Raw genomic sequence first — 20,302 nt, 5'->3', positions numbered from 1 at the left:
CTTGTCGGGTTGGTGAAGGCGCCGCAGTTCATGCGGTCAGTTTGTGTTGATCGTTGGCGTCCCAGTGCAGACCGATCAGGTCGCCGGGGTGGTGCGGGTTGGCAAAGAAAGTGGAGTCAGGAATGATCGCAATGACCTCTTGGTCGCCTGTAATCCGCGCAGACAAGGACACATGGGTGCCTTGATACTCTACGGCTGTCACATTCCCTTCGACCGCGCCTTGTTTGGGTTCCGTTACCGAAACCGCATCAGTGCGAATTGCGAAATGGCCTGTTGGCAGGGCAACCACGTTGTGTCCGCCCATGAATTGCGCCACGAACTGGGTTTGCGGGGCGTTGAACACGTCCTGCGCTGGTCCAGCTTGTTCAATAACTGCGTTATTCATCACAATGATATCGTCGGCCAAAGCCAGTGCTTCGTCTTGGCCGTGCGTGACATGGATAAAGCTGATGCCAAGCTCTTTTTGGAGCTTACGCAGTTCTCCCCGCATGCGGATCCGTAAGAATGGATCGAGGGCAGACAAAGGCTCATCCAGCAGCAAGACTTGAGGACGGGTAATTAAAGCACGGGCTAGTGCGACGCGCTGCTGCTGCCCACCGGAAAGTTGATCGGGTAACCGGCCTGCAAGGTTTGTGAGGTCGACCAGTTCCAGCATCTCATGGGCTTGAGCATGCCGCTTTGCTGTCTCTGCCCCCTTCATCTTGAGGCTAAAAGCAACATTATCCAAAACGCTAAGATGCGGAAACAAAGCGTAATTCTGGAACATCATAGCTGTGCCGCGCTGTGCGGGCGGCAAATGAGAAACATCACGTCCGGCCAGTACGATAGAGCCGTCACTCACGCTTTCGTGGCCAGCAATCATGCGCAATGTCGAAGATTTCCCGCAACCGGAAGGGCCAAGCAAGCAGGTGTAGCTATCAGATTTGAAACGGTAATTGATAGCGTCGACAGCAACCGTGGCGCCGTAGCGCTTGGTCACAGAAACGAGTTCTAGATCTTGTTTACTCATGCAGGCCCCCGATCGCAGATGAGTCCAGCAGCTCTTTCAAGCAGAGATCATGCAATCGTTAACGGACTTGGCCGAACGTGATTTGAAGAATGCGCCTAGTATTTCATCGCGCTAGAAAGGGAGTGATCACTAATTGCGCACAATATTGTATACAATTTATATCTATATTGTTGATGACCTGAGTGGGGGTTGCCTCTCGAATCTGGCTCTGGCATCCGACATATAGGAGACTGAAATGATGTTGAACTCACCCACAGCCGATACGACCATCGTCACTACTGAGTCCATCGCAAGTGCTTTGTCACAAGCCATTCATGAACACCGTTTAGCCCCCGGCACCAAGTTAGGCGAGGATGAACTCTCGGATATTTACCGCGTGTCACGCACTATGGTGCGCGCAGCGCTACAATCCCTTTCTCATCAGCAAATCGTCGAAATTAAACGCAACCGCGGTGCATTCGTGGCACAGCCGAGCCTTACAGAAGCCCACGAGGTCTTTGAGGCCCGCGAACTGTTAGAACCACGCACCGCCAAAAGCGCTGCTTTGAATGCCACGCCTGAGGATATAGCGCTACTTAATGATCATATCACACAGGAGCATGCAGCACTGGCGGCAGGTGATCGTGGGCGCGCTTTGTACCTCTCAGGGCTGTTTCATCTTGAGATTGCTCGGATTGCAAAGCAGCAAACAATTGCGGACATGATCAATGTTTTGATCGCCCGCTCTTCGTTGATCATTGCGCTTTACTGGCGGCGCGAAAGTGCGTTGTGTGAAAGCCAAGCCCATCATGCTTTGATAAAAGCGATTGCAGACAACAACGGCGCGTTCGCAGAAGAGTTGATGCAAAGCCATCTTGTCGACCTTCATTCAGCGCTTAACTTACACGAACTGCCCCCAGTCGGGCAGAATTTGAAAGCTATGCTGCTGGGAGCTGCACCAACGCAAGAAACGTCTTAATATTCTGTACCGCTGCGACAACCGAAGAAGCCAGCGATCAGCAATGGTAACTTCTAATGCAAGTGGCTGAGTATTTGCCAAGCTGACATTTGAGAAACTGAAGCGAAGGGCGGCTTCGTCCCGCATTGCAGAACTTGGCGAACGTTTGCTCCCCGCCCGATTGTTCGCCTTTCATTTAGCTAACTTTTAGCAAGTGCGTGTGGAACCAAAATGTTCACACCATTCTGCAAGTTACCGAAAGAGGCACCCAATTCTCGCTTGCACAATAGGTCAGTTGGCGCATTCCCTCTGATTTGCCGTACTGCCAAATGCCGTCCGGCCAGATTCAGTATTTAGAGATTTTGCGTCGCAAGCACCAATATGTAGCGACGCTGTCCGCATCCCAATATCTTTGCCCCGATTCCGAGACAACTTTACCCCGATTTACAAACTTTAGTGCGTCCAAGCGCCACGACGGTTCGTTGCAAAATTTTCACCGTAACCGCCGGCGCGGATGTTGGCGCGGCGTGACTTAGGCTCTTGGACCGTAGCCTCGATCCCGTGAGACTTTGCGTAATCCAGCGCCGCTTCTTTGGTATCAAAAGACATCTTAACCTGCGTTTGCGTATCGCTTGACGAGGTCCAGCCCATCAAAGGGTCAACATCACGCGCAGATGTTTGAGCATACTCCAACACCCAATGCTTGGTCTTGGCAGTTCCCGAAGACATTGCAGTTCGGGCTGGCTGGTAGATACGTGCTCGCATGTGAAGGGCTCCTGTTGATACCGTTATATCGGACAAACTCGGCCCTAGTGCAATCCCTGTGGTTCGGTGAATTTGTCACATAAACACGCAACAATGCAGTCGCCGCCCGTCCCTGACAGTCTGCTGACACACTGCTGTCAGCAGCCCCCCTTGAACCCACGCGCTCAGCTGTCACATTAGGGTCTGACAGGAGCCTCTATGCCATACGCCCAGACAGACAAATCCGAAGCCGAACAATTCCTCGCTAATCCGGCACCGGACGTGAAGACGCGCGAAAAACTCGAAGGTGGTCGCGCGTTTCAACTGGTGACTGAGTTTGACCCAGCGGGTGATCAACCCACTGCGATCAAAGAACTGTCCCAAGGCATCCGAGACGGTGAACGCGATCAGGTATTGCTGGGCGCGACTGGTACTGGCAAAACATTCACCATGGCGAAAATGATTGAGGAAACTCAACGTCCTGCGATCATTTTGGCCCCGAACAAAACCCTCGCGGCGCAGCTTTATGGGGAGTTCAAAGGCTTCTTTCCTGACGCCGCCGTGGAATACTTTGTTTCCTTTTATGACTACTACCAACCCGAGGCCTACGTCGCGCGATCAGATACCTTCATCGAGAAGGAATCCCAGATCAACGAACAGATTGATCGGATGCGCCACTCTGCCACGCGGGCGCTGTTGGAGCGTGATGATGTAATCATCGTCGCGTCCGTGTCTTGCATTTACGGCATCGGGTCGGTGGAAACCTACGGCGCTATGACCCAAGATTTGCACGTCGGCGGTGAATACGACCAACGCGGCATCATGGCGGACCTCATCGCGCAAGCCTACAAGCGCAACGACCAAGCCTTTCAACGCGGCACGTTCCGCGTGCGTGGCGACTCACTGGAGGTTTGGCCCGCCCACCTTGATGACCGCGCCTGGAAGTTGTCGTTCTTTGGCGAAGAACTGGAAACCATCACAGAATTCGACCCCCTAACGGGAGAAAAGACCGACACCTTCGAAAAGGTCCGCATTTACGCGAATTCGCACTATGTGACGCCAAAACCAACGATGAAACAGGCAATTGTGGGGATCAAGAAAGAGCTGAAGATCAGGCTCGACCAACTGGTGAACGAGGGCAAGCTGCTCGAGGCGCAGCGGCTTGAACAACGCTGCAATTTCGATCTCGAGATGCTCGAGGCGACGGGCGTGTGCAACGGGATCGAAAACTATTCCCGTTATCTGACAGGCCGAGCACCGGGTGAGCCGCCCCCCACCCTGTTTGAATTTATCCCCGATAATGCTATCGTATTTGCCGATGAATCCCACGTTTCCGTGCCACAGATCGGTGGCATGTATAAGGGCGACTTCCGACGCAAGATGACACTGGCGGAACACGGGTTCCGCCTGCCGTCTTGCATGGACAACCGTCCGCTGAAGTTTGAGGAATGGGACGCCATGCGCCCCCAGTCGGTTTTCGTCTCTGCTACCCCCGCGGCATGGGAAATGGAACAGACCGGCGGCGTGTTCACCGAACAGATCATTCGGCCCACGGGGCTACTTGATCCTGTGATTGAAATTCGCCCTGTAGACACGCAAGTCGATGATATTATGGATGAAATCCGCAAAGTCACCGCGGATGGGTTCCGCACGTTGGTCACGACATTGACCAAACGTATGGCCGAAGACCTCACCGAATACCTGCACGAGAACGGCATCAAAGTACGTTATATGCACAGCGACATCGACACAATCGAGCGCATCGAGATCCTACGCGATCTGCGCCTTGGGGCGTTTGATGTGCTGATCGGGATCAACTTGTTGCGCGAAGGTTTGGACATTCCTGAATGCGGGCTGGTCGCCATTCTTGACGCCGACAAAGAAGGTTTCTTGCGTTCTGAAACCTCATTGATCCAAACAATTGGCCGCGCAGCTCGTAACGCCGAAGGGCGCGTCATCATGTACGCGGATCGCATCACTGGCTCCATGGAACGCGCGATGGGCGAAACCGACCGCCGCCGCGCCAAACAGATCGCCTACAACGAAGAACATGGCATCACCCCTGCGACAGTCAAAAAGAACGTCGAAGACATTCTTGCAGGCCTCTACAAAGGCGACGTCGACATGAACCGTGTTACAGCCACGGTCGACAATCCCCTACACGGCGCCAATCTTGAGGCCGTTCTGGACGGGCTGCGAGGCGACATGCGCAAAGCAGCAGAAAATCTCGAATTCGAAGAGGCCGCGCGCCTGCGTGATGAGGTTAAACGTCTGGAAGCCGTTGATCTGGTGATCTCCGACGACCCCCTCGCGCGGCAATATCAGGTGGATAAGGCCGTCAACGACGCGAAAAAAGCAGAAGGCAGATCACAAGCTGGCAGACCGGGCCAACGTGGTGGAATCAAGCCGCGGAAAAAGAGGGGCGGGTAATAGATCGTCCGTTGATTGCGAAACAGAAACAGTACTGCAAAAATGAAAATACTGTTTGCAATTGATCGCGAAACGATGTCCAAACCTGCCAGTGCAGATTATTGCTTTTAATTAATAAGTTAACACTCTCAGCACCCCCTCGATTTCCAATTAGTTGCGAAATCTGTCATTTCCGCTACGTAAGCCTCAAAATATCGAGTACAGAAATAGAATCTATTCCGTTACCGTTTTCGGTCACGGATATTAGCGTTAATTTTTTGAATAGAGGAAGAACAATGAAAATTTTAAAAATTGCTGCAACTTTGGTGGCCTTGCTTGCGGCGCCCGCTGCTTTTGCAGCACCGATCAATTCGCCTGTCGCTGATAACGCTTATATTACAAAAGGTGGTCTTGATTGGGCTTGGGCCGCACCATGTGCGCCAACGTCACCAACCTGTGGAGCCATCGACCTAAGCTACCAAGGCGGCTTGGGTTGGCGCCTGCCGACGTTGGCTGAATTCAACGCTGCAGCAATCGTCGCGATGGATTTTGTATTCGCTGGTGCAAACGTTACATTGGGTGGTAGCGACGCCGTTGGCAACTATTTCACAGCCGGATCTCCGGGCGGCGACGCAGCTTGTGCGGCCGCGTGGTTCAGCTCCACACACACACACTGTGACTGGAGTGACGGAAATTCCGGCCGGTGGGCTGTCAACAACCCAGGGGTTTCATACGCGGAGTCCCTCGTCGTGCGGGCGGCTAATGTTTCAGCTGTACCTGTACCTGCAGGCCTGCCGTTGGTCCTAACAGGCATGGCTGCCTTTGGATGGATGCGCCGCAAGAACCGCGCTGCATAAAGCAGACGAATATAGAAAAAGCGGCGTAGAAATCTGCGCCACTTTTTTTGGCCCCAAAGTATTTCTTTAAATCCCTAAGCCGGATTATCCATCCGTGCCGAATATCTAACCTCACCCTTCACGGGTTCCGACCAGATGATATCGAACGCATCCGAATTGGACCCGTTCACAGGTTCTGCGTAAGGCATTGAAAACACGGCATCGTTTGACCCATTGCGGATTGCACCAACGGGCACCAAAGCATCAATCGTGCGCGCCCAACCACCGAACGGCAGATAACCTTCGGTATCAATCGTCCACGTCGCATCAACCGAATTTTCGCTGTGCGTATCGATATGCGGGTTTCGTGTTGGCTGGCTGATCCCATTGAACGCATTGCCTTGGAAAATGATGTTGCGCATTAAATCGTAGCGCAGGTCAGCATAGGTCGTATCGATCTGTTCAACCCGCCCAACAGTCGCTGAGTTGGTGCGGAATACGTTGCCCTGAACAGACAACCCGTTGATCGCGTGATCTTGCCCATGGGGCTTGATCACAATCCACGAAAACGCAGTCGTGACGTCACTCACCAAAAAGATATTGCCCGTTATCGTAAGTCCGCCAAAGGAATACCCCGTCGCATCGGGCGTCGCGTCGTGTTCGTTCGTCCACTCGATAAAGTTGTTATCAATGTAGTTGCCGACGAACGTGGTCAGGCAATTGGGGGACGTCAAAACAACACCCGCCAAACGCGGCCCATCATCCTGATTGTCACCTTGGAACCAGTGATTGTTGGCGATGATATTCCCGTTGCCCTGCAGAACGCAGAAGTGCCGGAACCGAACACCACGATTATTACGGATTTTCGGATCGTTGGCATTTACATTGAACGCGATGGACTGCCGATTGCGGGATTCAATATCCTGCTCGTCCGACACAAACATATTTCGATCAATGATCATGCCCTGACATCCGGTCCCATGGGACGTCATTCCGCGGTTCTTGGGACGTTTGAAATTGCAGTCGCGCACTTGAAACACCAACCCGTTGGGTGGAAGCAACACGCCGCTGGTTTCGCCGTCACAGCTGAACTCAATGTTATCAAGGATCATATCCGATAACTTCGTGAACCCGCTGAAATCCAAAAGATATTTGAACCGCGTAAACGTGAATTCCTGCGTTCCGATCGCATCAAACATTTGCGCATTAAGCGTTACTTCAGAATTCGCGACATCCACCGACGTCACATATATCTCTCGGCTCACGCCATTCCCTGTGACCAAGGAACCGGGTTGGATCGCACTGATATTCGCCACGTTCGTCAGTTTGATCGAGTCAGACGCGCTATAGGTCGCCTGCGCCACAACAACATCACTTTCCCAAGCAGGGCCATCAATGGGCTGGAATTGCCCGTTACGTATGACGCGTCGAACTTCAAACTTGTCTTTATTGTTGACTGCGGCCTGCATATTGACGGGTTCCGACAGTGAAATGCGCCGCCCCCCCAAATCAAGGCTTTCGTGGTCCGCGAAATTCAACAACGCTTGGAACGCTTTCTTGAACGCTAACTCTTCGTCAACAAAGGCATCAACATAGGTCGAGTAGTCGAAATTCTTCTGGAAGATCAGGCGGTGTTCGTCGCCCATCATGACCGTGCCTTGAAACCTAACTTGGTTATTAAACGTCACTGACCCTCCAAGGAAATACGTCCCCTCAGACACCAAGACCTCGCGGCCATCGGCATCCTGATCGGCAGCTTCAAAAGCCGCTGAATCGTCCGTCACACCATCGCCCAGTGCGCCATAGTCGCGCACATCCACGATGCCTACCTGATCCCTCAGGAACACGGATGACACATCCTCAATGGTGATATCATCAACACGCACAACGCCCCCGTTCGAGCCAGTCAAATCGATCCCGAAATGCCCATAGCTCGCGCTGGCCCATGTCATGTCGACACCAGTGCGCGCACCAGTGCCGATGATCGCGGAGACTTCAAACACCTCACCATAGCTGGTGATCGATACCGACGGTCCGTTCGTCACAACGCCAGCCAGTTCCGTCCCCCCCGCTTCTCCGGCCCAACCCGCGATCCGGACGTCTGGCAATGCCCCCGACAGGCATTTAACCTTGGCGGTCACTTGCAAGTAACATCCCGGCAACACAGAAGTTTCCCCCATATACCGAAGCTTTGTCACCGAACTGGATTTTACGATTTCAATGCAACCTGCAAAGTCCTGATCCGCAGGAACATACACCCCGCCACCGGATTGCTCATAGGTATCCGACCCCGGCGTGCCATCCCCACTCGACCACACATCCAAACCGTCGGAAAATGGTGGCGGCGTAAACACCAGCCCGTCAGTAATCACCTTGTTCATAGGAAGCCCCTTAGATTTGGGGTCGACCAATCAACCCCACCACAACCAGACCAAACGGCCCGACGGGCGCGCAGATCAACGGCTGATAGGGATAGTCGTTAGTGGTAAACGGCCCCTGACAGCACCGTGACGGTGCGCCTTGGTTTTAAGCAACGACAAGGGCTGTACTTAGGAAAACATCTCGGGTGCGGGGATCACGTGCACAGCATTAATCAGCCACCCCTGAGGGGTCTCAATCATCTCATAGTCAAGAATATGGAACAGACCATCCGGTCCCCGTATCTGAACCTCTTGGCGAGTTTGAGAACCGGTTTCTTCTGAGTCCAGGAAACGTACATCCGAATTGTCCCACACCATCGGATAACCGTTTTCAACCATGCGGCCGAATGTCTCGGGCGTTCTAAAAATGCCTTGGATCATCGGACTGGCATACTGCCAAGCCTCTTGCACATCACGATCCCGAAACGCTTGCAGCTGACTGTTAATAACGTCTTCGATTGACTGATCTTGTGCGTTGGCCGCCGTAGCGAACAAAGCCAACGTTAGAATAGCATCTTTTATCGACGGCATCTCGCTCTCCCGTTTGTCTCCGTATCTATGATACGCAGCCAAACGGGGTTTGGTTCATTTCACCAAATCGCCGGACAAACCCGCCTCGATCAGAGCGATAGACTCCTCAACGCCGTAGAGTGCAATAAACCCACCAAAACGTGGGCCTTGTTTCGCGCCCAAAAGCACCTCGTACAAGCAGGAGAACCAAGCCCGCAGGGGATCAAACCCATGCACCTTGCCAACAGCGAACACGATAGACTGCAAGAATTCATCATTGTGCCAGTCAACGTCCGGCAGTGGCATGTCCTTGCCTTCTTGCTCGTTCTTCTGGGCAATCGTGGCCAACGCAACCTCTTCGGATTTCAGGCAAGCGATCAACGCTTGCAGTGCACCACGTTCTTGCTCCGTTGGGAGGCGGAAAACCTTCTGCGGTTCCACGAAATCCTTGTAATAGCGCACAGCAAATCCAGCGGCAGCATCCAGATCAGGATTGCCTTCAGGCGACGCGTCTGGCGCATAGCGCTGAATAAAGCTCCAAAGCTTATCTTTGTCCGTTGCCTGAGACACGCTAGCAAGGTTCAACAACATCGAGAACGGAACAACCATCGTGCTTTCTGGCACGTTCTCACCATGAATGTGGAACACAGGGTTGTTCAACTTGCCCGCATCATCCTGCTTTGGATAGGCGCGCAGCTGTTGGTGGTATTCATCAACCGCCTTCGGGATCACATCAAAATGCATCCGCTTTGCAGTTTTAGGCTTCAAGTACATGAAGTAAGATAGGCTCTCGGTGCTGGCATAGGTCAGCCATTCATCGATGCTCACCCCGTTGCCGGACGTTTTTGAAATCTTGTGGCCCTGATCGTCTAAGAACAACTCATAAGAGAAGTGTTCCGGTTTCTTGCCGCCCAAAATCTCGCAAATTCGGTCGTAGATCGGCGTGTTAGTGCTGTGATCCTTGCCATACATTTCAAAATCAACGTCAAGGCTCGCCCAGCGCGCACCAAAGTCCGGCTTCCACTGCAGCTTCACATTGCCGCCTGTCACGGGGACTGTGAATTCCTTGCCAGTCTCGTCTTCAAACGTCACTGTACCGTTCTTTGCATCGACATGCTTCATCGGCACGTACATTACGCGGCCAGATTCAGGGTGCATCGGCAAGAAGATGGAATAGGTTTCTCGGCGCTCTTCGCGCAAGGACTTCAACATTACCTTCATCACATCGTCGTACTTTTCCGCAGCCCGCAAAAGTACCTCATCAAAAGCGCCGGATTCATAGTATTCCTTGCCCGAGATGAACTCGTATTCAAACCCGAACGTATCCAAGAACCGACGCAACATGGCGTTGTTATGGTGGCCAAAGCTCTCATATTCGTCGAACGGGTCAGGTACGGATGTCAGCGGCAACTGCATGTACTGCTCCAACCGCTCTGGGTTGGGCACGTTGCTTGGCACTTTACGCATTCCATCTAAATCGTCGGAAAAACAGATCAGCCGCGTAGGAATATCCGAGATCACCTCAAAAGCGCGGCGGATCATCGTTGTGCGGCTCACCTCACCAAAGGTTCCGATATGCGGCAAACCAGAAGGGCCATAGCCGGTCTCAAACAACACATGATCCTTGCCGGACGCTTCAACCCGTTTCAGAAGCTTTCGTGCTTCTTCAAAGGGCCAAGCCTTGGAGGTCATTCCAGCGTCACGCAAATTGCTCATGGGTCTTCTCTATGAATATGGGCCACCACCCCTATGGTGCGGCATGTCGCGCGTCCTATTGCAGTGCTGCCTTGTCGTCAATAAATGTGAACCAACAAGCAGGAGTACTACTCGATGCCAGACTCAATTTCCGGGACCCCGTCCCTTACCGCCCAAGACGCATTATGTGCGGTCATGATCGCCGTATCTGCCAGTGACGAAAACATCCGCACAGCGGAGCTGGTGAAAATCACTGACATTATCAATAACCTGCCCGTTTTTGCTGGCTACGACGCGGATCATGTCCCGCGTGTGTCACAAACCGTCTTTGATCTATTTGATCAAGAAGATGGCCTAGATGCGCTCTTTGGGCTGATCCGCCAAACCTTGCCAGAACGCCTGAACGAAACCGCCTATGCAATGGCTTGTGACGTGGCAGCGGCCGACGGAGACATCGCGCAATCCGAACTGCGTATGCTCGAAGAAATCCGCTATGAGCTAAATATTGACCGCCTCCATGCGGCAGCCATTGAACGTGGCGCACGTGCGCGTCACATGACGCTTTAACCGCGCTCGAGGTCCAATACTTCGTCGCGATAGACCAAACCCCAGCGTTGCAGCAGTTGTTGTTGCAACCGCTTGGACCGCCTGTTCCATTCAATCGAACCTGCAGGGACTTCATCGCCCGCTGCTTTGCCGCGCTCACGGCGTTCGATATCTGCGGTGAAAATCGCAAACGCGAGATCCTTGCCCTCAACCGTTTCAATATATCCAGACAGCGCACTGACGAAATTCAGTGTGCCCGTTTTCGCTCTAACTTCAATAGGATACCCCTCAAGACGATTGTTGTCGGCATCCGTCATCGCAATGCGTTTCAGAATGGGTCTCAACGGCCCGTCCGGCCCTTCTTGGAGCAACAGTTTCACCATATCATCCGCACTAATCCGGTTTTCGTCGCTCAGCCCCGAGTGATCGACAAACTTCGCCTCCAGACCAAACGTCTCTCCGACCCATGTGGTCATGTGCGCCGCGGAGGTTTCGATGCCCAGAGCCGTTCCGAACCGTGCCTGAGAAGCGGCCAATCCGCAGATTTCTGCAGTAAGGTTGGTCGAATACAACAACATATCATTGAGAATTGTGCGCAGCGTGCCACTGCGATGCTGCGCGATCTCGTCCCCGTCAGGCAGGTCGTCTATCACCTCAGGTTCTGGCAAACGCAGCCCGATTTCAGCCGCAAGCGTTCGGAACACATCACCGGCATACAATGCAGGCTGGCGTACAGGCATCCAACGTGACCCTCCGTTACCCAAAGCGGATCGAGCGACCGACCAAGAATCCGGCCCATCTGTCGCAAACACAGGCGCACCACGGTCAACGATGCGGACTTTTGCCATACGGACCCTCGGAACACGGTTATCCGTGCGGGCATCCATCGTTGTCTGCCAATTACCGCTTACGCGCCGCCATTCAAAATGAACGCGGTTAAAGTTCAAATTCAGCCCGCTGACCGCCGGATTATACCCAAGGTGGTCCAACTGTGATGGTTCAATCTCTTCGGCGTAGGGCAACGCCCCGCGCCAGCACAACAAACGGCCCGTGACCTCTGAAATGCCCGCTGCTTTTGTTGCTTCCGCAAGTTCAGCCAAATGATCTGCCGAAAGTGTGGGGTCGCCTCCACCAGCCAAAATCAAATCACCACTTAAAATGCCTTCGGAAATGCCCCCAATCGCAAAAACACGCGTCACGAACCGATGCGCTCCGCCCAAAGCATCCAGCGCATAAAGCGCGGTCACTGCCTTGGTCACACTCGCAGGCGGAAGCGATACCCCCCCATCAACCCGCTCCAGAACCTCGCCCGTACGGGCATCCGCAAGAACGCAACCAACCGTTCCATCCAGATCAGCAGCTGCGATGAGTTCTTCAATTGTTGCCCGCAAACGTGGGGCAATACGTGGGATCGGGCTGCTTTCGGGCGCGGCGGACGCAACAGGTACCTCAGAACGTGCATTCGGCCGAATGGACTGCAACGGCCCCTCTGCCAATGCGGCACCTGCAGTACTGGTTAACAATCCGCCCAATAGGGCCCGGCGCGTAAGGTTCACAGACATTAAACTACTCTAATTCTCATCATCATCGCCAACAACCGTACCAGGTGTCCAATCCCCTGCATTTCTGATCGCAGTCGATGACGATTGCGACATCGGCAGGTTAATAAAGGTCCACACAGGCGCTTCAGACTGTCCCAGCAATGACGCAGCGCGACCGATCAAACGATTTTCACGATACATCCGAGCGGCCCGTGACATCCGTGCAGAGATCCGATCTCCCGGACGAGCAAAAACAGCAACAGGAACACGATGCATGATCTCCTGCCAATTTTGCCAAAGATGGAACTGTGTCAAATTATCGGCCCCCATGAGCCAGACAAACCGAACATCTGGATAGGCTATCTGCAGCTTTGCAATCGTTTCTGCGGTATAACGAGTCCCAAGGCGCTGCTCGATGTCGGTAACCTGAACACGGGGGTGCTGCATTACCGCTTTTGCCCGCGAAACACGATCGGCTATCGGCGCCGGTCCCTTTTCTTTCAATGGATTCCCGGGGCTAACCAGCCACCAGACCCGATCCAGTCCCAAACGAGTTATCGCAGCCTTGGAAATATGGGCATGCCCTTCGTGGGCCGGATCAAACGATCCCCCCAGCAATCCCACCACCTGACCAGCGCGAGCATATGGCATTCCATTACGTTGCATTAAACGGTCCTTACGCAGCACCCGCCCTAATGGCAATTCCGCTTTGGCGAAGCGCTCAATGTCTTAGGTGAAAACTTCTACGGTTTTGGGCCTCAAAAGCTGCCTAGACTGTTAACAATAATCAAACACATTTACTCCAAAGTAAGAAAAAGCAGTCGAACAAAGGGTTATCGGTGTCCATTTTCGTCGTTTCGATTCTCTTTCTGGGTGCTCTCGCTCTGGTTTTGATACCATTGCTTTATCGGGCGTGTCGGCACAACACACGCCTGCGCGATGAACTTCACGAAACCCGACGTGACATTGCCCAAACCTTGCATGACGTAGAACACCTTAAACTCGCATGTGAACACGCGCCTGACGGGATCGTAATCCAAGACATGAAGGGGCGAATTCTTTGGGCAAACAATTCTTACTGTCGTATACATGGACTTTCACGAGAAGAGGTAATTGGGCGCTCCCCTCTCGAACACGCCCTACCCGACGGCAAGAAATTTTCAGCACAACAGATTGCAGATTTCCGATTTGATCCGGCAGACCCAAAATGGAACGGCTACGAACTGGTGGAAAATCAGCGTTCAGACGGAACTCTGTTCTGGAATCAGATTAGCGTTTCATTTGTTAAAACGGCCGAAGGCGAAGAGAACGCAATTCTTGTTTGCCGCGATGTAACCGAACAAGTTGATCAACAGACGCAACTGCATGACATCAGCCAACGCCTTGAACAACAAGCAACGCATGACACACTTACCGGCATCCCAAACCGGGGAGCGTTTCTAGATTTCATAGAAGGCGCGCTGGGCACAGAACAACGTGATCCCGTCGGCCTTCTGCACATCGACCTCGATAACTTCAAAGACATGAACGACACCCACGGCCATTCTGCTGGAGATGCCGTGTTAGTCCATGCCGCCAACGTAATCCGAGACAACATTCGTAATTGCGATTTGGTAGCGCGGGTAGGCGGGGATGAATTTGTCGTGGCGTGCCCAGAATCGACGGACCTCGACCATCTTAACCGTTTAAGTCAGGCCCTAATCCAAGCAATCTCGGAACCTTTTGAATGGATGGGACGAATTCTTCGGGTTCAGGCAAGCATTGGTGCCGCGTTATCGCATTCACAACCTTCGACGGCGGGCGAATTACTCGTGAGATCCGATTTCGCCCTTTATGAGGCGAAACGCTCTGGCCGCAATCAAGCCGTCCTTTATGATGAGGACCTACATGCTCGACATTCTGTCCAGCTGCGCCATGCTCTCGACTTGGCCGAAGCCATCGATATCGGCGCACTTGATTTCTACTTTCAACCAACAATGGACCTCACATCGCGGCAAATCGTCGGGATGGAAACACTTGTTCGATGGCTGCACCCGGAAGACGGGTTAATCCTTCCAGATGACTTCTTGCCCATTGTGAAAGACTTGGGGCTCATGGGATCGCTAGATCTGCTCGCGATGGAGGCAGCCCTTTCGGAAAAAGCACGGCTAAACGAAATTGGACAGGGCCACTTGAACGTCGCATTCAACGCGTCTCCTGAGCTTCTCAATCATCCTGACTTTGTTGATCGATTGGTCTGGGGCGTCGAGGCTGGTTCTATCGATCGATCGCAAATAACAATTGAGGTACTGGAAAACACCGACTTCGGTGAAGCCGCCGAAATCAAATCGCATGCCGCAATCATCAAAGATTTACGACTGGCTGGTTTTCATGTGCACCTTGATGACTTTGGCGTCGGCTTTGCGGGCTTGTCCCATCTCGCATCGTTAGACGTGTCCGGTGTGAAAATCGACCGCAGCTTGATCGGAGCCCTATTGAACGACCCTCAAAGTCGCAAAATTGTTCGCAAAATTGTGGAACTCGCTAATGATCTAGGCCTAACCGTTATCGCTGAAGGTGTAGAAGACGTGCAAGCAGCCAACGTGTTACAGAACATGGGCTGCGCAATTATCCAAGGGTATTGGCTGTCGCGCCCCCTGACGACCGAGGCTTTGCATATCTGGCTTCAGGAGAGCGCGAAAAACGTGCCACCTCTGCACGCTTAGCCTCCTGCACTGCCCATTGCACAGCCCGTCGAGCGCGCGTATTCACTGGCAAAAGCAATTTCCAACCGAGGGACCAGAGACATGGCAGCCTATCAATATGTTTACTTCATGGATGGCGTATCCAAGACCTACCCCGGTGGTAAAAAGGTCTTTGAAAACATTCGCTTGAACTTCCTACCTGGTGTCAAAATCGGCGTTGTGGGCGTGAACGGCACGGGTAAATCCACCCTAATGCGGATCATGGCTGGCCAAGACAAAGAATTTCAGGGCGAAGCATGGGCCGCCGAAGGCGCAACTGTCGGTTATCTGCCGCAGGAACCAGAACTGGACCCAAACCTCACAGTCCGTGAAAACGTCATGCTGGGCGTTAAGGCGAAAAAGGATATCCTTGATCGCTACAATGAACTCGCGATGAACTATTCTGATGAAACCGCCGATGAAATGGCGCAGCTTCAAGACGAAATCGACAGTCAAAACCTGTGGGACCTCGACGCCCAAGTCGACGTTTCCATGGAAGCCCTGCGCTGTCCCGCCGACGACGCCGATGTCACAACACTTTCAGGTGGTGAAAAGCGCCGCGTTGCGCTGTGCCAACTGCTGCTGGACGCGCCAGACATGTTGCTACTCGATGAACCGACCAACCACCTCGACGCCGAAACAATCGCTTGGTTGCAGCAGCACCTGATAGATTACAAAGGCACAATCTTGATCGTCACCCACGACCGTTACTTCCTCGATGCGATCACGGGTTGGATCTTGGAACTCGACCGCGGTTCTGGCATCCCGCACGAAGGCAACTACTCCAGCTGGCTCGAAGCCAAAGCAAAACGCCTCGAAAAAGAGGCCAAAGAAGACAAGTCCAAGCAAAAAACGCTAGAGCGCGAACTCGAATGGATGCGCCAAGGCGCCAAAGCCCGTCAGGCCAAATCCAAAGCCCGTATCAGCGCTTACAACGACCTCGCCAATCAGTCCGAGCGCGAAAAAATGGGCCGTGCCCAAATCATCATCCCAAATGGTCCTCGTCTTGGCTCTCAGGTGATCGAGGTCAAAAATCTGACTAAAGCCATGGGTGACAAACTCTTGGTCGAAGACCTCAGCTTTGATCTGCCACCAGGCGGCATCGTTGGTGTGATCGGGCCAAACGGCGCGGGTAAATCCACGCTGTTCGGCATGCTAACGGGCCAAATCGAACCGGACTCCGGTTCGGTAACGTATGGCGATACGGTTCAGCTTTCCTATGTTGATCAATCCCGTGATGATCTCGATGCCAATGCGACAGTCTGGGAAGAAATTTCTGGCGGCGGCGAAGTGATCAAACTGGGTGATGCGGAAATGAACTCCCGCGCCTACTGTTCCGCGTTCAACTTCAAAGGCGGCGATCAGCAAAAGAAACTGGGCGTACTGTCCGGTGGTGAACGTAACCGCGTGCACATGGCTAAGCTGCTGAAATCCGGCGGCAACGTATTGCTTCTCGATGAACCTACCAACGATCTAGACGTCGAAACGCTCCGTGCGCTCGAAGACGCGCTGGTGGATTTCGCAGGCTGCGCTGTGGTCATCTCCCACGACCGTTTTTTCCTCGACCGGATTTGCACACACATCCTCGCATTCGAAGGCGAAGCCCACGTCGAGTGGTTCCAAGGCAACTTTGAGGACTACGAAGAAGACAAGAAAAAGCGCCTTGGTGCGGATGCGATGGAACCCAAACGGATGAAGCATAAGAAGTTTGCACGCTAAGAATATTGCAATGTGCGGAGTAGCTTTATGATTTGCCACCGTCGGAAATTCGTTTTCCTACACATCGGTAAAACTGGTGGCCAAAGCGTGGAAAAGGCTCTCCGCCCATTTGCATTCTCAAGAATCCAGCGTTTCGTACGTTATGTGGACATAAGAACTACAAAACGCGACCCTTACGGAATCCACGCCGCTGGGTCGCATCCCACCGCCACCGAACTTCGGCAAACGATTGGCGATGAAGCTTACGATTCCTATTACTCGTTCTGCTTTGTAAGAAACCCTTGGAGCAGGCTGCTCTCTTACTATAAGTTTTCAAAACTCAAAGAAGGCCGGCCTGCATTCGATGATGCATCAACTTTAGATTTTAACGCATTTATTGCCAAACACGGCGACACGGCCCCGATGCGCCAGCAATCCGAACTGTTGCTAAACAACAATGGCCAGATCGACGTCGATTTCGTTGGGCGCTTTGAAACCTTAGAGAACGACTTTCAAACCGTTTGTGAGACGCTCGGCTGTTCCGTCGAACTGCCTCACAAGAACAGCACAAAGAAATCTGATTTCAGAACGGCCTACTCCGAAGAGTCTGTTGACCGCGTCGCGAGATGGTTTGCCGACGACGTCACGAACTTTGGTTACACTTTCGAGTAACTTACTTCCGCTTCACGAACTCGGTTAAAATCACGATCCGCTGCCCCTCAACGCGGCCCTCAATGTGCGCGGCATTGTCAGGCACTAAGGAAATGTTGCGCACCGCAGTCCCGCGTTTCGCTGTAAAACCAGCACCTTTCACCGGCAGGTCCTTGACTAAAACAACCGTGTCACCGTGTTCCAGCCGCATGCCGTTGCTGTCAAAATGTTCCAAAACCTCTGCGACATCCTGCGCGCGGGTGAGAACCTCTGGTTCCATCACCATGCTATCGCGCGCATCAGAGGCCCACATCTCTTTGATCTCACCCAAGCGGCGATAAACGGCAATCTGAACGGCAGGCTCTGCAGACCACATCGCCCCCTCAAGGCAGCGCCAATGTGCGGCAGGAACGTCGCCTTCACCCCGACAAGAAGAACATAAAAGCACCTGATCACTCGGCGGCACGTCCACAGAAGCCAATTCGCCCGCTGTGCCGCAAAATTCACAAACGCCACCGGCGCGGTCCATCAATTCATCCCAACGCATCGCGCTAACCCCTTGTTTTATTACCACTCTCAAGACACTGCTCTTGTTCGTTTAGCAACCCCAAACAACCTAAGCGTGAATCTGCCGAAATGACGCGGCGAAGCGATACCTCTTGCAAAACAAAGCGCCCTGCCCCATATCAGCGGTGCAAACGTTATTCTATCTCGACCCCTGTCTACCTTTTACGGCACACAGTTCTTCGACCTAGCACTGACTACGCCACGGTTGCCGCACAATGCGGGCAACATAATTAAAGGAAGACATGACATGGCCAACGGTACAGTCAAATGGTTCAACACAACAAAAGGCTTCGGCTTTATCGCTCCTGAAACTGGCGGCAAGGACGTATTCGTTCACATCTCCGCAGTTGAGCGTTCCGGCCTTACAGGTCTGGCAGACGATCAGAAAGTTACTTTCGACGTCGAAGCTGGCCGCGACGGTCGCGAATCCGCGGTTAACCTCGCACTCGCATAAGCTTTCGGTCTTTTGACCAAAGCAAAGGGCGGCTCCTTTTTGGGGCCGCCCTTTTTCGTATCAATTCGCCAAACCCGAGTTACGCGGCTTTTTCAGTAACCTCGGCCTTTTCGGCAACCTCGCCTTCGACGGCGTCTTTAACGGTTTCCGCAGCCTCTTCTGGAGCAGGCAAAGCCAAGGCTTCGTCTGGCATCTGCTCTGGCAGATCGACGGTGATCAACCCGCTATTTAGGTCGATACCCACCACAGGTTTATCCGCCATCAACGCCAAAACGCTATTGAGCTCATCGACAGCGCGGGCAACGGTATCGCGCTGGGTTTCAATTGCCGCTTTACCGCGGGTCTTTCCAAACAGAAATTTGAACATGACAGTCCCCAAATGTTGCAGTTGCCCAAATGTACTTCGGGCCATTAGGCGGCGCGAGGGGAAAGCAACCGCCCCATTCCCATAACATGTCTATTAAGCGGCAAAGCCAAAAAGCATGAACGGACTAAAGGTGCGTCGCCCATTTTATGTGCGACGTTAGTACGATCAAAACCGCGATCGCTGGCGCACGGCTTGGGGACCAGCCATATCGCCATAAGACGGGCGCCTCAATTCGTAGCGCCCGTGTTAGTTTTACGTTTGGCGACTATTTTAGTCCTTCAGGACGAATGTCACCTTAAGAACAACACGGTACTCATCAATCTTACCGTCAGTGACCGTGACTTTTTGGTCGGCAACCCATGCACCCGTGATCCCCTTAAGCGTCTCGGAGGCGCGTTTGATGCCATTCTCGACGGCATCGTCAAACGACTTGGAAGACGAACAGATGATTTCTGTGACTTTTGCTACGGTATTGGACATATCTTTACTCCTACTAAGTTAGGCGTCCACGCTACCTGTCAGCGGCCTACGGCGCAATCAGCTCGAGAACCGATGGCCCGATCCCGCTTACAATCAGCGCAACGCCTGCGGCGTTTGGATGAATTCCATCGGCCTGCATATAGGCCGCACGCGCGGCGTTTACGTCCCCCCCATCCTCAAGCGGAGCAAAGAAATTTTCATAAAGATCGGCGTCATAGGCACCGGCAAGGTCAGGAAACATCCCCTCAAATGCCACTTCATAGTCCGTGCCATAGTTGCTTGGTGCATCAAGCCCAACCAACAAAACATCGACACCGGCCTCCGTTGCCAACTGCAAAATGGCATCAAGATTGGCACGGCTTACGGCCGGATCAATGCCTCGTAACAGGTCGTTACCACCCAGATTTAAGATCAGTGCATCCACATCCGGCGTCAACGTCCACGCCACGCGGCTTAGCCCGCCTGCTGTCGTATCACCTGACACACCAGCATTTATCACCTCAACATCTTCGCCCTTGGCCAGCAACCACGCCTCAAGTTGCGGCACAAATCCGTCCTCAATTGGCAGCCCGTAGCCTTGGGTCAAAGAATCGCCTAAAGCGGCAATTGTCTTGGTTTCCGCCTGCGCCATGCCAACGGTCAAAATCATCGCCAAACACAGGTTGCCACTCGCGCGGATCACCCCATATGTCAAAGAGCCCAAACCCGAAAAGGC

General features: G+C 53.1%; 19 protein-coding genes. 8 read left to right on the top strand and 11 right to left on the bottom strand.

The window, feature by feature from the left end; translation table 11 throughout:
* Positions 1-28 precede the first annotated feature (28 nt).
* A complete protein-coding gene (locus tag L0666_RS08660; RefSeq protein WP_235260460.1) occupies positions 29-1,009 on the bottom strand; it encodes an ABC transporter ATP-binding protein in 981 nt (326 codons plus the stop codon).
* 235 nt (positions 1,010-1,244) lie between these two features.
* Between L0666_RS08660 and L0666_RS08655 the strand changes: the two genes are divergently transcribed.
* Positions 1,245-1,967: a GntR family transcriptional regulator gene (locus tag L0666_RS08655; RefSeq protein WP_418887985.1), complete on the top strand. Its 723-nt coding sequence runs from the start codon at positions 1,245-1,247 to the stop codon at positions 1,965-1,967.
* Positions 1,968-2,399: 432 nt separating this feature from the next.
* Here the strand turns inward: L0666_RS08655 and L0666_RS08650 are convergent, their stop codons facing one another.
* Complete coding sequence (locus L0666_RS08650; protein ID WP_235260457.1) at positions 2,400-2,711, bottom strand: ETC complex I subunit; 312 nt, start codon at positions 2,709-2,711, stop codon at positions 2,400-2,402.
* A gap of 198 nt (positions 2,712-2,909) precedes the next feature.
* On the opposite strand from L0666_RS08650, the gene uvrB reads away from it, so the two are divergent.
* Both uvrB and L0666_RS08640 read left to right on the top strand, forming a co-directional pair.
* Positions 2,910-5,120, top strand: a complete 2,211-nt coding sequence (gene uvrB, locus L0666_RS08645) for an excinuclease ABC subunit UvrB (protein ID WP_235260450.1) — start codon at positions 2,910-2,912, stop codon at positions 5,118-5,120.
* A 275-nt stretch (positions 5,121-5,395) separates the two neighbouring features.
* Positions 5,396-5,956 carry a VPLPA-CTERM sorting domain-containing protein gene (locus L0666_RS08640; protein ID WP_235260448.1) on the top strand — a complete coding sequence of 187 codons (561 nt, stop codon included), beginning with the start codon at positions 5,396-5,398 and terminating at the stop codon, positions 5,954-5,956.
* A gap of 74 nt (positions 5,957-6,030) precedes the next feature.
* Here the strand turns inward: L0666_RS08640 and L0666_RS08635 are convergent, their stop codons facing one another.
* The 3 genes from L0666_RS08635 to L0666_RS08625 form a co-directional block, all read right to left on the bottom strand.
* Positions 6,031-8,316 carry a glycoside hydrolase family 55 protein gene (locus tag L0666_RS08635; protein WP_235260446.1) on the bottom strand — a complete coding sequence of 762 codons (2,286 nt, stop codon included), beginning with the start codon at positions 8,314-8,316 and terminating at the stop codon, positions 6,031-6,033.
* 168 nt (positions 8,317-8,484) lie between these two features.
* On the bottom strand, positions 8,485-8,886 hold the full coding sequence (locus L0666_RS08630; protein WP_235260441.1) for a DUF4864 domain-containing protein: 402 nt from the start codon (positions 8,884-8,886) through the stop codon (positions 8,485-8,487).
* 54 nt (positions 8,887-8,940) lie between these two features.
* Complete coding sequence (locus tag L0666_RS08625; RefSeq protein ID WP_235260440.1) at positions 8,941-10,581, bottom strand: lysine--tRNA ligase; 1,641 nt, start codon at positions 10,579-10,581, stop codon at positions 8,941-8,943.
* Between the two features lie 114 nt (positions 10,582-10,695).
* Between L0666_RS08625 and L0666_RS08620 the strand changes: the two genes are divergently transcribed.
* On the top strand, positions 10,696-11,127 hold the full coding sequence (locus tag L0666_RS08620) for a tellurite resistance TerB family protein (RefSeq protein ID WP_235260438.1): 432 nt from the start codon (positions 10,696-10,698) through the stop codon (positions 11,125-11,127).
* Here the strand turns inward: L0666_RS08620 and dacB are convergent.
* Positions 11,124-12,668, bottom strand: a complete 1,545-nt coding sequence (gene dacB, locus L0666_RS08615) for a D-alanyl-D-alanine carboxypeptidase/D-alanyl-D-alanine endopeptidase (protein ID WP_235260436.1) — start codon at positions 12,666-12,668, stop codon at positions 11,124-11,126. The two genes, L0666_RS08620 and dacB, sit on opposite strands and share 4 nt — an antisense overlap.
* A 9-nt stretch (positions 12,669-12,677) precedes the next feature.
* Complete coding sequence (locus L0666_RS08610; protein WP_235260432.1) at positions 12,678-13,313, bottom strand: nicotinate-nucleotide adenylyltransferase; 636 nt, start codon at positions 13,311-13,313, stop codon at positions 12,678-12,680.
* 173 nt (positions 13,314-13,486) lie between these two features.
* Here L0666_RS08610 and L0666_RS08605 point away from each other — a divergent pair, with 173 nt between their 5' ends.
* The 3 genes from L0666_RS08605 to L0666_RS08595 all read left to right on the top strand — a co-directional run bounded on the left by L0666_RS08605 (position 13,487) and on the right by L0666_RS08595 (position 17,740).
* Positions 13,487-15,352: a putative bifunctional diguanylate cyclase/phosphodiesterase gene (locus L0666_RS08605; RefSeq protein ID WP_235260430.1), complete on the top strand. Its 1,866-nt coding sequence runs from the start codon at positions 13,487-13,489 to the stop codon at positions 15,350-15,352.
* 81 nt (positions 15,353-15,433) lie between these two features.
* Complete coding sequence (gene ettA / locus L0666_RS08600; protein ID WP_235260427.1) at positions 15,434-17,089, top strand: energy-dependent translational throttle protein EttA; 1,656 nt, start codon at positions 15,434-15,436, stop codon at positions 17,087-17,089.
* Between the two features lie 27 nt (positions 17,090-17,116).
* The gene (locus tag L0666_RS08595; RefSeq protein ID WP_235260426.1) at positions 17,117-17,740 is read left to right on the top strand and encodes a sulfotransferase family 2 domain-containing protein; all 624 of its coding nucleotides are present in this window, start codon (positions 17,117-17,119) and stop codon (positions 17,738-17,740) included.
* A 1-nt stretch (position 17,741) separates the two neighbouring features.
* Here L0666_RS08595 and L0666_RS08590 read toward each other — a convergent pair whose 3' ends face one another.
* Positions 17,742-18,266, bottom strand: coding sequence for a PhnA domain-containing protein (locus L0666_RS08590; RefSeq protein WP_235260424.1), 525 nt, complete (start codon positions 18,264-18,266; stop codon positions 17,742-17,744).
* Between the two features lie 267 nt (positions 18,267-18,533).
* On the opposite strand from L0666_RS08590, the gene L0666_RS08585 reads away from it, so the two are divergent.
* Positions 18,534-18,740: a cold-shock protein gene (locus tag L0666_RS08585; protein WP_015496137.1), complete on the top strand. Its 207-nt coding sequence runs from the start codon at positions 18,534-18,536 to the stop codon at positions 18,738-18,740.
* Between the two features lie 79 nt (positions 18,741-18,819).
* On the opposite strand, the gene L0666_RS08580 is transcribed toward L0666_RS08585, so the two are convergent.
* The 3 genes from L0666_RS08580 to L0666_RS08570 form a co-directional block, all read right to left on the bottom strand.
* Positions 18,820-19,107, bottom strand: a complete 288-nt coding sequence (locus tag L0666_RS08580) for a hypothetical protein (protein WP_235260416.1) — start codon at positions 19,105-19,107, stop codon at positions 18,820-18,822.
* A 270-nt stretch (positions 19,108-19,377) separates the two neighbouring features.
* Positions 19,378-19,587: a dodecin family protein gene (locus tag L0666_RS08575; RefSeq protein ID WP_216038022.1), complete on the bottom strand. Its 210-nt coding sequence runs from the start codon at positions 19,585-19,587 to the stop codon at positions 19,378-19,380.
* Positions 19,588-19,633: 46 nt separating this feature from the next.
* On the bottom strand, positions 19,634-20,236 hold the full coding sequence (locus tag L0666_RS08570) for an arylesterase (protein WP_235261410.1): 603 nt from the start codon (positions 20,234-20,236) through the stop codon (positions 19,634-19,636).
* Positions 20,237-20,302: the final 66 nt, after the last annotated feature.

Origin of the sequence: Octadecabacter algicola, assembly GCF_021532625.1 — a bacterium.
GTDB lineage: Bacteria > Pseudomonadota > Alphaproteobacteria > Rhodobacterales > Rhodobacteraceae > Octadecabacter > Octadecabacter algicola.
The sequence above is the reverse complement of the archived record's forward strand: the minus strand, read 5'-3'. Positions and strand labels throughout refer to the sequence as shown.

Coding starts and splice junctions, on each gene's coding strand:
- L0666_RS08595 (WP_235260426.1), top strand. CDS start 17,117: ATGATTTGCCACCGTCGGAAATTCGTTTTCCTACACATCGGTAAAACT.
- L0666_RS08650 (WP_235260457.1), bottom strand. CDS start 2,711: ATGCGAGCACGTATCTACCAGCCAGCCCGAACTGCAATGTCTTCGGGA.
- L0666_RS08580 (WP_235260416.1), bottom strand. CDS start 19,107: ATGTTCAAATTTCTGTTTGGAAAGACCCGCGGTAAAGCGGCAATTGAA.
- L0666_RS08625 (WP_235260440.1), bottom strand. CDS start 10,581: ATGAGCAATTTGCGTGACGCTGGAATGACCTCCAAGGCTTGGCCCTTT.
- L0666_RS08655 (WP_418887985.1), top strand. CDS start 1,245: ATGATGTTGAACTCACCCACAGCCGATACGACCATCGTCACTACTGAG.
- L0666_RS08585 (WP_015496137.1), top strand. CDS start 18,534: ATGGCCAACGGTACAGTCAAATGGTTCAACACAACAAAAGGCTTCGGC.
- ettA (WP_235260427.1), top strand. CDS start 15,434: ATGGCAGCCTATCAATATGTTTACTTCATGGATGGCGTATCCAAGACC.
- L0666_RS08575 (WP_216038022.1), bottom strand. CDS start 19,587: ATGTCCAATACCGTAGCAAAAGTCACAGAAATCATCTGTTCGTCTTCC.
- L0666_RS08610 (WP_235260432.1), bottom strand. CDS start 13,313: ATGCAACGTAATGGAATGCCATATGCTCGCGCTGGTCAGGTGGTGGGA.
- L0666_RS08660 (WP_235260460.1), bottom strand. CDS start 1,009: ATGAGTAAACAAGATCTAGAACTCGTTTCTGTGACCAAGCGCTACGGC.
- L0666_RS08635 (WP_235260446.1), bottom strand. CDS start 8,316: ATGAACAAGGTGATTACTGACGGGCTGGTGTTTACGCCGCCACCATTT.
- L0666_RS08570 (WP_235261410.1), bottom strand. CDS start 20,236: ATGATTTTGACCGTTGGCATGGCGCAGGCGGAAACCAAGACAATTGCC.
- L0666_RS08640 (WP_235260448.1), top strand. CDS start 5,396: ATGAAAATTTTAAAAATTGCTGCAACTTTGGTGGCCTTGCTTGCGGCG.
- L0666_RS08620 (WP_235260438.1), top strand. CDS start 10,696: ATGCCAGACTCAATTTCCGGGACCCCGTCCCTTACCGCCCAAGACGCA.
- L0666_RS08630 (WP_235260441.1), bottom strand. CDS start 8,886: ATGCCGTCGATAAAAGATGCTATTCTAACGTTGGCTTTGTTCGCTACG.
- dacB (WP_235260436.1), bottom strand. CDS start 12,668: ATGTCTGTGAACCTTACGCGCCGGGCCCTATTGGGCGGATTGTTAACC.
- uvrB (WP_235260450.1), top strand. CDS start 2,910: ATGCCATACGCCCAGACAGACAAATCCGAAGCCGAACAATTCCTCGCT.
- L0666_RS08590 (WP_235260424.1), bottom strand. CDS start 18,266: ATGCGTTGGGATGAATTGATGGACCGCGCCGGTGGCGTTTGTGAATTT.